The sequence below is a fragment of the Micromonospora sp. KC606 genome (assembly GCF_004348675.1).
In the GTDB taxonomy this organism is placed as follows: Bacteria; Actinomycetota; Actinomycetes; order Mycobacteriales; family Micromonosporaceae; genus Micromonospora.
In genome coordinates this window covers 1-10029 of record NZ_SMKN01000212.1, presented here as the reverse complement: position 1 = coordinate 10029, position 10029 = coordinate 1, and the positions used below count along the sequence as shown (strand labels likewise).

12 protein-coding genes are annotated in these 10029 nt (G+C 73.5%); 6 read left to right on the top strand and 6 right to left on the bottom strand.

The window, feature by feature from the left end:
- Positions 1–80 precede the first annotated feature (80 nt).
- Together E1193_RS26435 and E1193_RS26430 are read left to right on the top strand one after the other, a co-directional pair.
- The gene (locus tag E1193_RS26435) at positions 81–2339 is read left to right on the top strand and encodes a heavy metal translocating P-type ATPase (protein WP_132185889.1); all 2259 of its coding nucleotides are present in this window, start codon (positions 81–83) and stop codon (positions 2337–2339) included.
- A gap of 181 nt (positions 2340–2520) precedes the next feature.
- A complete protein-coding gene (locus E1193_RS26430) occupies positions 2521–2694 on the top strand; it encodes a CsbD family protein (protein WP_132185888.1) in 174 nt (57 codons plus the stop codon).
- Positions 2695–2841: 147 nt separating this feature from the next.
- On the opposite strand, the gene E1193_RS26425 is transcribed toward E1193_RS26430, so the two are convergent.
- Entirely contained in the window at positions 2842–4059 is a 1218-nt protein-coding gene (locus E1193_RS26425) for a DUF2786 domain-containing protein (protein WP_243707914.1), read from the bottom strand.
- 195 nt (positions 4060–4254) lie between these two features.
- On the opposite strand from E1193_RS26425, the gene E1193_RS26420 reads away from it, so the two are divergent.
- Complete coding sequence (locus E1193_RS26420; RefSeq protein ID WP_243707913.1) at positions 4255–5145, top strand: DUF3152 domain-containing protein; 891 nt, start codon at positions 4255–4257, stop codon at positions 5143–5145.
- A gap of 23 nt (positions 5146–5168) precedes the next feature.
- On the opposite strand, the gene E1193_RS26415 is transcribed toward E1193_RS26420, so the two are convergent.
- From E1193_RS26415 to E1193_RS26400, 4 genes are all read right to left on the bottom strand, one after another.
- Positions 5169–5597, bottom strand: a complete 429-nt coding sequence (locus tag E1193_RS26415) for an ATP-binding protein (protein ID WP_132185887.1) — start codon at positions 5595–5597, stop codon at positions 5169–5171.
- 403 nt (positions 5598–6000) lie between these two features.
- Positions 6001–6282, bottom strand: a complete 282-nt coding sequence (locus E1193_RS26410) for a BON domain-containing protein (protein WP_243707915.1) — start codon at positions 6280–6282, stop codon at positions 6001–6003.
- Positions 6283–6333: 51 nt separating this feature from the next.
- Complete coding sequence (locus E1193_RS26405) at positions 6334–6936, bottom strand: STAS domain-containing protein (RefSeq protein WP_132185885.1); 603 nt, start codon at positions 6934–6936, stop codon at positions 6334–6336.
- Between the two features lie 156 nt (positions 6937–7092).
- Positions 7093–7518 (bottom strand): STAS domain-containing protein, encoded by a 426-nt coding sequence (locus tag E1193_RS26400; protein WP_132185884.1) that lies wholly within the window; start codon positions 7516–7518, stop codon positions 7093–7095.
- A 171-nt stretch (positions 7519–7689) separates the two neighbouring features.
- Between E1193_RS26400 and E1193_RS26395 the strand changes: the two genes are divergently transcribed.
- Both E1193_RS26395 and E1193_RS26390 read left to right on the top strand, forming a co-directional pair.
- Complete coding sequence (locus E1193_RS26395) at positions 7690–7959, top strand: GlsB/YeaQ/YmgE family stress response membrane protein (protein WP_132185883.1); 270 nt, start codon at positions 7690–7692, stop codon at positions 7957–7959.
- Between the two features lie 130 nt (positions 7960–8089).
- Positions 8090–8425, top strand: a complete 336-nt coding sequence (locus tag E1193_RS26390; protein ID WP_132185882.1) for a YnfA family protein — start codon at positions 8090–8092, stop codon at positions 8423–8425.
- 94 nt (positions 8426–8519) lie between these two features.
- Here E1193_RS26390 and E1193_RS26385 read toward each other — a convergent pair whose 3' ends face one another.
- Positions 8520–9260, bottom strand: a complete 741-nt coding sequence (locus E1193_RS26385; RefSeq protein WP_132185881.1) for an FkbM family methyltransferase — start codon at positions 9258–9260, stop codon at positions 8520–8522.
- A gap of 296 nt (positions 9261–9556) precedes the next feature.
- Between E1193_RS26385 and E1193_RS26380 the strand changes: the two genes are divergently transcribed.
- On the top strand, positions 9557–10029 hold a 473-nt coding region (locus E1193_RS26380; protein WP_207922872.1), incomplete at its 3' end, for a cellulose-binding domain-containing protein.

Below are 10029 nucleotides of genomic sequence, written 5' to 3'. Positions count from 1 at the left end.
GCCCCGACCCCCGCCAGCCCGACCGCCGGCGCCGGCCATGGCGCCCCCGGTCACGGGCACGACTGACAGGAGGTGCCGCGATGACATCTACCTCGAAGTCACTGCCGGTCGCCCCGAACCTGATCGAGCTGACAATCGGCGGCATGACCTGCGCATCCTGCGCCGCCCGGATCGAGAAGAAGCTCAACCGGATGGAAGGCGTCGAGGCCACGGTCAACTACGCCACCGAGAAGGCCACCGTCCGGTATGCCGACGAGGTCACCCCGGACGACCTGATCGCCACGGTGGAGAAGACCGGCTACGCCGCCCACCTGCCGCCACCGCCCACCCCGGCGAGCGCGGTCGAGCCGGCCGCCGAGCCGGTGAACGAGCTGCGCGGCCCGCGTACCCGGCTGTGGACGTCGGTGGCGCTCACCGTGCCGGTGGTCCTGCTGGCGATGGTGCCGGCCTGGCAGTTCACCTACTGGCAGTGGCTGTCGCTGACCCTGGCCGCCCCGGTGGTCGTCTACTGCGGGCTGCCGTTCCACCGGGCCGCGCTGGTCAACCTGCGGCACGGCGCGGCCACCATGGACACTCTGGTATCGCTCGGCACCCTGGCCGCGTTCGGCTGGTCGGTCTGGGCGCTGTTCCTCGGCGACGCCGGAACGCCCGGGATGATCCACCCGTTCAGCTTCGACATCAGTCGCGGCGGCGGCGCGGGCAACATCTACCTGGAGGCCGCCGCCGGGGTGACCACCTTCATTCTCGCCGGCCGCTACTTCGAGGCCCGCGCCAAGCGGACCGCCGGCGCGGCCCTGCGCGCCCTGCTGGAGTTGGGCGCCAAGGACGTCGTGGTGCTGCGTGGCGGCCGGGAGATACGGCTCCCGGTCGACCAGCTCGCGGTGGGGGACCGGTTCGTGGTGCGCCCCGGCGAGAAGATCGCCGCCGACGGCGTGGTCGACGAGGGCACCTCCGCCGTGGACGCCAGCATGCTCACCGGTGAGTCGGTGCCGGTCGAGGTCGGCCCGGGCGACGCCGTCGTCGGCGGATGCGTCAACGCGGGGGGCCGGCTGGTGCTCACCGCCACCAGGGTCGGCGCGGACACCCAGCTCGCTCAGATGGCGAGGCTGGTCGAGCAGGCGCAGACCGGCAAGGCGGCCGTGCAGCGGCTCGCCGACCGAATCTCCGGGGTGTTCGTACCGATCGTGATCGCCCTCGCCGCCGGCACCCTCGGCTGGTGGCTCGGCACCGGGGCGGGGGCCGCTGCCGCCTTCACCGCCGCGGTGGCCGTCCTGATCATCGCATGCCCGTGCGCCCTGGGTCTGGCCACACCGACGGCGCTGCTGGTCGGCACCGGGCGGGGCGCGCAGCTCGGCATCCTGATCAAGGGGCCAGAGGTGCTGGAGTCCACCCGGCAGGTCGACACCGTCCTGCTGGACAAGACCGGCACGGTCACCACCGGCCGGATGAGCCTGGTCGACGTGCTCCCTGCCGCCGGCGTCGACCGCGCCGAGCTGCTCCGGCTCGCCGGCGCGCTGGAGGCCGGCTCCGAGCACCCGATCGCCCGGGCGGTCGCGGCCGGCGCCGCCGAGGCCGGGGCGCTGCCCCCGGTCACCAACTTCGCCAACACCGAAGGGCTCGGCGTGACCGGCACGGTGGATGGCCGAGAGGTGGTCGTCGGCCGGCTCCGGCTGCTGCGTGAGCGGGGTTTCGACGTACCGGAGGAGCTCGTGCGGGCGGCGACCGACGCGCAGGCCGCCGGCCGGACGGCGGTGCTGGCCGGCTGGGACGGTCGGGCCCGCGGCGTCCTCGCGGTCGCCGACGTGGTCAAGCCCTCCAGCCGAGCGGCTGTCGACGGCCTGCGCGGCCTCGGGCTGACCCCGGTGCTGCTCACCGGCGACAACGCCACGGTCGCGAAGGCGGTGGCCGCCGAGGTCGGCATCGACGAGGTGATCGCCGAGGTGCTGCCCGTCGGCAAGGTCGACGTGGTCAAGCGTCTGCAGGCCGAGGGGAAGACGGTCGCCATGGTCGGCGACGGGGTCAACGATGCCGCCGCGCTGGCCCAGGCCGACCTGGGGCTGGCCATGGGCACCGGCACCGACGTGGCGATCGAGGCGTCCGACCTGACCCTGGTCCGCGGTGACCTGACCACGGCGGTGGACGCGATTCGGCTGTCCCGCCGGACCCTCGCCACCATCAAGGGCAACCTGTTCTGGGCCTTCGCCTACAACGTGGCCGCCCTGCCGCTGGCCGCCGCCGGGCTGCTCAACCCGATGATCGCCGGGGCCGCGATGGCCTTCTCGTCGGTGTTCGTGGTCGCCAACAGCCTGCGACTGCGGCGGTTCCGTCCGGTCGTCTGATCGACGTCCCGCGCCGCCGGTTCGCACGGACCGGCGGCACGGCGTCGGCTGTGGACGGCGCGGCCCGAGCCACGACCGTGGGCTCCGTCACGTTCCGTGGTCATCGCCGGGGTGGGGACGTTTCCCCGCCGGTCGGCGGGGTATCTGGTCGATGTCGACAAAACATGACGAGGAGGCTCACATGGGATTCGACGAGAAGGCCGGCAACGCGACCGAGAACACCGCCGGCAAGGTGAAGGAGGGCGTCGGCCGGGCCACCGACAACGAGCGCCTTGAGGCCGAGGGCCGTTCCGAGCAGGCCGGCGCCAACCTGAAGCAGGCCGCCGAAAAGATCAAGGACGCGTTCAAGAGCTGACGTACGCGTCGCACGCCGGGTCGACCCGTGGGTCGGCCCGGCCTTTGCGTGCACGGGGCTTCACCACGTACGGGAAATGCCACAAACCCGCCCGTCCCGGCGACACCGGCCCGACGCCGGGCCCGGCGTCGGGCCGGTGGAGGTCGCTCAGCGGCCGGGCAGCGGGCGGCTTGGCGTGCCAGCGCCGAGCCGGGCCCGGTCAGCGGCGGAGGTGCCCGAGTGCCAGCCCTCCGCGTCCCGGACCGTCAGCCGGGACCGGGTCACGCCGGGGAACAGGGCCGTCATCCGCTCGCGGACCGCGTCCGAGCGGGCGGCCAGCACCGGCAGCAGCCGTTCCGGGCCGGCGGCCTCGGCGGCCTGCCGGTCGGCCGCCTCGCTGGCCGCCCGAAGCCGCTCGCCGATGCGCAGCGCGAACGCGTGCAGGAACGCCTCGTCGTACGCCTTCGTCCGGCGGCCCCCACCCCTGCGCTCGCCGCGCCCGCGCAGCATCGCGGCGGTCGCCTGCACCAGCAGCGAGGTGTACAGCAGCTCCACCGCCTCCAGGTCGGCCGGGAAACCGAGCACGGTGGCGAACCCGAGGTCGTCGGACCAGACCGACTCGCACCGGTTCGCCGCCGCCACCTCCTGCACCAGCAGCGCCTTCGCGCCCGCGTACGGGGCCTCGGTGCCCAGCCGCACCCCGCCCGGCTGGTCGGCGCGCTCGGCGGTCGTCTCGACCAGCGCCCGGTCCAGGCTGTGCCGGGCGATGAGTTCCTGTGCCTTGCCGGTCAACGCCTCCGCCTCGGCCGGGAAGGTGGTGGACTCCGCCTTGGCCAGCAACGCGCGGACCCGGTCGAGCATCGGGGAACCGCTGCGCCCGGCCGCGGTCCGGCGGATCGCGGCCGGCGTGCCGCCGCCCGGCGGCGAACGTAGCACCGCGACGGGCGGCAGCCCGTCCAGCAGCGCCAGCACCTCCACGGCGTCCCGCAGCGCGGTGATCCGGTCCTCGCCCTCCCGGCGGGCCCAGCCGGTCAGCCAGCCGGCGTCGTCGTGCCACCAAACCTGGGCGGCGAGGCCGGCGAGCTGGTCGTCCCACCAGGACGGGACGTGACCGGGCTCGGCGCGCCGCTGGGCGGCGAGCCCGTCGACCAGCAGCCGCGCCGGGCGCGGACCGAGCCGCCGGGTGACGATCCGGGCCACGTCGACCGGCTGCCACCCGCGCGGCCAGAGCCGGGCCAGCGCGCCCACCAGGCGGCCGAGCAGGGCCACGTCGACCGCGGCGCCGCCGCCGACCACCAGCCGGTCCAGCTTCCGCTCCGCGTCGCGTACGTCGGCACGGCGCAGCGCGGTGACCGCGTCGGCGATCAGGGTGTCGGCGTCCGGCACGATGCTCCTTCCTGTGATGGGGTGAGGCCGGTGGGGTGCTCCGGCGATGGAGCGGCTCCAGGAGCTGTCCGGATCGCCGGGAGTGTCGGCTCGACAACGGTACCGGGTGTGAATTCGTCGCCCGGACGACTCATCCGGCTGCCGCTTCTCCGCGTACTTCCTCACGGAGCGGACCGACGGGGACGGAGGCCGAGGGTGGGAAGCCTGACGGTGAGTGGCACGGCCGGAGCGACCGACCGGCGTCGACACCGGCGGCGACGCTCGCGCACGAACCGGACCGGCGTGGTGGCGGTGCTGCTGGTGCTGGCGGTGGGCGCGGGCGGGGGCGCGGTGGCCGCGCAGCGGGCCGGGGTCAACCTCGGCGACGTGATCGGCGACATTCGGCAGGGGCCGGCCGGACCTGCCCCGGCGGTGGCCGCTGCCCCGGCTCCGGCCGGGTCGCGTCCGGCCGCGACGGCGACGCCGGCGACGCCGGAGCCCCTTCGCGCCCTGCGCTACCCCGAACGGGGTACGGGCCGATTTCGTACCGCCACCGTCACCGGCCGGGTGGCCGGGCGCGGCGGGGAGCTGATGCGCTACCGGGTGGCGGTCGAGGGCGGCATCGACGAGGTGGACGTGGAGCGGTTCGGCCGGGACGTCGCCGCGGTGCTCGCCGACCCGAGAGGCTGGACGGCAGACGGCCGGTGGCGGCTGCAACGGGTCGGCCCGGACAGCCCGGCTGACTTCACCGTCCTGCTCTCCAGCCCGATCACCCGCGGCCAACTCTGCGGCGACCTGTACGACCGCTACACCTCCTGCCGAAACGGCGACCGGGTAGTGATCAACGTGGCCCGCTGGGCGCGCGGTGTGCCCCACTTCGAGGGCGATCTGACCAGCTACCGGGCCTACCTGCTCAACCACGAGGTCGGTCACCGGTTGGGCGAGGGGCACCAGCTCTGCCCCCGGCGGGGCGGCCCGGCCCCGGTCATGCAGCAGCAGACGCTGGGCCTGCACGGCTGCACCCCGAACGCCTGGCCGCAGGTGAATGGCGAGCGGTTCAGCGGCCCACCCGGCGAGTACGACGACCCGATCCCCACCGACGACTGACCGCGACCGTCGCCCGCCAGCGGTCAGTGCCGGGGGAACGACGCCCAGATGTTCTTCGTGTCCCGGGTGGCGTACCAGCCGACGTCCAGGGAGAGCGCCTGGGCGATCTGGAGGCCACGACCTCCGGCCCCGAGCGGGCGAATGTCGGACAGCTCTGGGATGGTGCTCAGGTCATGGTCGGCTACGTCCAGGACGAACCGGTCGTCGGCCAGCAGCAGCCGTACGATCGTGGGTGGCCTGCCGTGCCGCAGAGCGTTGGTCGCCAGCTCGCTGGCGACCAGGGCGACCAACTCGGGGACCTCGTCCAGCCGCTCACCGGCGAGCAGTTCCTCGCCGGTGAGCGCCGCGTGCAGGGACGCGCGCAGTCCGCGCAGGTCGACCGGGTCGACCAGCTCCCAGCACCGCAGCTCGGTGGCCTGCGGCGGCGGAGGGGAGGTGCGCAGCTGTCCCATGAGCTCGGTTTACCCCCCGTATCCAGGTCCTAAGCCGTGTACGGGCAGGTAGCGGATGCGGTCCGAGCGGCTGGTGCGGCATGCTCCAGATCTCCTCCCCGGCGGTCCCTGCGGACCTCGCGACACCCGTGACAATCGGCCACTCACAATGCCGGTACCGTGCCGGGGTTGGGTGATCGCGTGGAGTCCGCAACCTGGACGGGCCGCATGCGGTGAGCCTGTGGGACCGGCTTCGGAGGGCGGCGAAACAGCGGGTTCCGCCGCTGGTCGGGGCACAGGTCCGCCGCTAGGTCGACGGTGGGCGCGGGCGGGCGTCACGTTTGGCGCCAGTCCCGGCCTGGTCCTCTGGACGGTTGGTGGGACACCGGCGGCCCGGTAGGCGAACCCGCGCCGGGTGACCGGGTCAGCGGTGCGGTCGGATCCCGGGCAGTCGCAGGGCGTTGCAGACGTCGAGGACACCCGCCACGTTCCAGGCCACCGCCGCGGCGGCCTGCCGGGCGTGCGGGTCGCTGACGATCCCGGCGAGGATCACCACCTGGTTCTGCACGCTGACGGTGATCTGCTGGCGGCGCGTGGTCCAGTCGCTGGCGAGCCGCTGGGCGACCGCCGCGGCGATCCGGGCGTCGTCGTCGGCCGGGGTGGGACGGGAGGCCCCGGCGGTCCAGCCGTGGTCCTCGGGGAACAGCCAGGGCGTGGCCACGGTGGCTCCTCTCGGGTCGGGTGCGGGCGGCTGCGCTCAGTCGACGACAGAGTTGGCCGCCACCAAGGGTGTGCCGGAGGCGAGCCGGGCAAGGGCCTCGTCGCGGCTGTCGAAGACCGGGAAGACCGCATCCAGCCGCATGGTGTGCAGCACGGTGCGGACGAACCGGGAGGGCGCGGCGAGGCAGAGCGTGGCGTCGCGCTCGCGGGCCTCGCGGTGGGCGCGGACGAGCAGGCCGAGGCCGGTGGAGTCGATGACGTGCACCCGGGCCAGGTCGACAACGATGTGCCCGCCCATGTCGGCGGCGTGGCGTAGCGCGGCGCGCAGGGTGTCCCCGCTGCCGAGGTCGATGTCGCCGGTGGCGGTGACGACGGTGGCGTCGTCGAGGTGGTCGATGCCCAGGATGCCGCCCGGTCCGTGGTCGTCGCAGGGGACGTGCCCGCCGCCGGAGGCCGGCTGCAGGCTGCAGTGGGGGCAGCGGTGCGGGCCGACGGCGAACGGCGAGCCGCTCCATCCGTGCTCCGAGACCAGGGTCCAGACCACCTCGGCGTCGGGGAGCACACAGGACGCGCCGGTGACGGTGTCACCGCAGCTGTCGCAGATCAGTGTCATCAGATGGTCGTCCGGGACGACGGTCATCCTGCTGTCCTTCCTACGTCCGGAGCCGCGCCGGGTGCCGGCGGGCCTGCGTCCGGAGCCGCGCCGGCACTGGCGGGCCTGGCGTCGCCGCTCGGAGCCGGAGTCATGGTCAGTTCCCGCGCGGCGGTGTGACAGGTGTCGGCCGGGGCCGCCGGCTCAGTTTCGGGCGGGGACCGGCGCTCGACCCGAGGCCGCCGGGGCGGGGCGGCCGAGGGGAATCTCGCCCGTGGCCGCCGAGTCGGCCGTGCCCGTCGCCGGGGTGGCCGGGTCGGGACCGACCAGCGGCAGGACCTGGTCCAGGCGGGCGGTCGCCAGGATGCGCCGGATTCGGGGATTCGGGTCGCGGAGCATCAGCACCCCTCCGGCCCGGGTCAGCCGCCGGTGCAGGTCCAACAGCAGCCCGATGGCGGCCGCGTCGATGTGGCGGCAGCCGGAAAGATCGGCCACGACCTGTGCGGGATGCAGGCTCAGCAGCCGGTCGAAGACGGCCCCGGTCTGCGGAAGGCTGGTCAGGTCGAACTCGGTGAGACGGACCTCCACCAGGGGCACCGTGCACCGTGCGGGCGCCAGTGGCGACGTCATCGTCCTACCTCTTCCTCCCGGGAACCTGTCGTCCACCACGGTGTCGGGTGAGGTTGGCGGTCACCTCGCGGATCCGTGACAGTTGCGTGACAAATCTCCGTGGTGGTTTCGGCATCGTTCCCAGTTGGGCAGAGAAGCGCGGACGGAACATGACTGGAAGGGACGGCCCCCGTGGAAGTGACGGGTTTCTTCACCGCCATCATCATTGGTCTGATCATCGGTGCGCTCGGCCGGCTGGTGGTGCCCGGCAAACAGAACATCCCGATCTGGCTGACCTTGGTCATCGGCGTGGTCGCCGCGATCCTCGGCACCCTGGTCGCTGGTGCCCTCGGTGTGGACGACACCGCCGGCATCGACTGGATCGAGTTGTTCATTCAGGTGATCTTCGCGGCGCTCGGGGTCTGGCTGGCTGCCGGAGCGTACGGTCGCCGGCGGCACTGACCGCGCCGCCGCCGGCCCGTCCCGACCGGGGGCGGGCCGACGGCGGGTTTCGCGCTCCGACGGCTCCCGCCCACCGGCGGGGCCCGCGACCCGCCGGTCCCGCGCGGCAGGGCCGGAGTACGGTCCGGGCGTGGCCGTACTCCGCTCGTTGCTGCTGTTCGCCCTGGCCGCCCTCGCCGAGATCGGCGGCGCATGGTTGGTCTGGCAGGGCTGGCGGGAGCATCGTGGCCTGTGGTGGATCGCCGCCGGGCTGGTCGCCCTTGGCACCTACGGGTTCGTCGCCACCTTCCAGCCCGACCCGAACTTCGGCCGTGTCCTCGCCGCGTACGGCGGGGTGTTCGTCGCCGGTTCGCTGGCCTGGGGCGTGCTGGTGGACGACTTCCGCCCCGACCGGTGGGACCTCACCGGCGCGGCCATCTGCCTGCTCGGCGTCGCCGTCATCATGTATGCGCCGCGCGACACCTGACCATCCCGGCGGCGGTGCCCGCCGGCAGCGCAGCCGACGCCGGTCGGGCTGCTCCCGCCCGCGGACCGCGCGGCCGCCTCAACGCCACGACGGGTCAGCGCGGGCGTAGCGGCTGCGACAGGCAGTAGATGTCGCCGGAGTTGGCGGCGTGCGGCAGGGCGCGCAGATCCTCGGCGACGTCCGCCGCCGACGACCAGGCCGGCCGGGCCATCGACATCTCGTCGCCGAGAGCGAAGGTGAAGTCGCGGAAGCCGAGGGCGGTCGCCCGGTCGAGGCACCGGGTCGCGGCCCGGCGTTCGATGGTGGTGAACTCGAAGGAGAGCGCGGGCAGCGGGCGGCTCAGCCCGGCCAGCACCTCGCCCTCGAAGCCCTCCACATCGATCTTGACGAAGGCGGGCACGCCGTACGCGTCGATGAGCGCGTCGAGTGTGGTGGCGGCGACGCTGATCTCCGTGTCCCAGTTCTGACCCTCCCATCCGGCGGCGCCGTCAGCCGCTCGCAAAAAGTCGGCGGAGGCGGTGGAGACCGTCGGGTTGGCGGAGTTGACGTGCAGCCGGAGCAGCCCGGGCTGCCCGCCGCACGCCGCCTCGACCAGCGTGACCTGGTCGTCGTCGGCGTAGATCGCTCGTAGGGCGCGCATGCAGAGCGGTTGCGGCTCCACGGCCACGACGCGGGCCCCGAGTCGGCGGAAGCAGCCTAGGCGGTCACCGACGTGCGCGCCGATGTCGACGACGAGATCCCCGGGCCGCACGAAGGGCGCGTAGAACGCGTCCATCGCCGCGTCCCGCGCCGGGTCGCCGTAGTAGGTCTTCAGCGAACGGTGGAGTGAGGACATCGTCGGATCGGCCCGGAGGGCTTCGATCACACCGGCATGGGCAGCCACGTCGCGATCCTAGACGGGGGTGCCGGGGGCCGGGTGGCGTTCCGCCACCCACGACGGCCCTGGCCCTGACCGGCAACCGGCGTTGGTGGCGGCGGGTCCGGGTGGTGAGGCGCTCCCACATAGGTTCCTGCCGATTGACAATGTTTGGATTACAAACTTAACCTCGGTTTGACCTGGGCGTCTCGCTCGCACGAGGGGGCCCGGGCGGTCCACCCCACACATCGCCACCACCATCCCCGAGGAGCATCATGACCGGGCTACGAGGCACCCTACGGAGAACACGATGGCGGCTGGGGCTGGCCGCGACCGGCGCCGCCCTACTGACGGCCGGCCTGGGCCTGACCGTTGCCAGCTCCGCGCAGGCCGCCGCGGGTTGCCGGGTCGCGTACGCGACGACCTCCCAGTGGCCAGGCGGGTTCGGCGCGAACGTCACCATCACCAACCTCGGCGACCCGGTCAACGGCTGGAACCTTGCCTGGACGTTCCCGTCCGGGCAGCGGGTTACCCAGGCATGGAACGCCGTCGTCAGCTCCTCGGGTGACCAGGTGACGGCCCGCAACGTCAGCTACAACGCCAGCATCCCCACCAATGGGTCGGTGTCGTTCGGGTTCAACGGCTCGTGGTCCAGCGCCAACACCGCGCCCACCACCTTCGCTCTCAACGGGGTCACCTGCACCGGCTCCGTCGGTGGCACGCCGCCCCCCACCACGCCGCCCCCCAC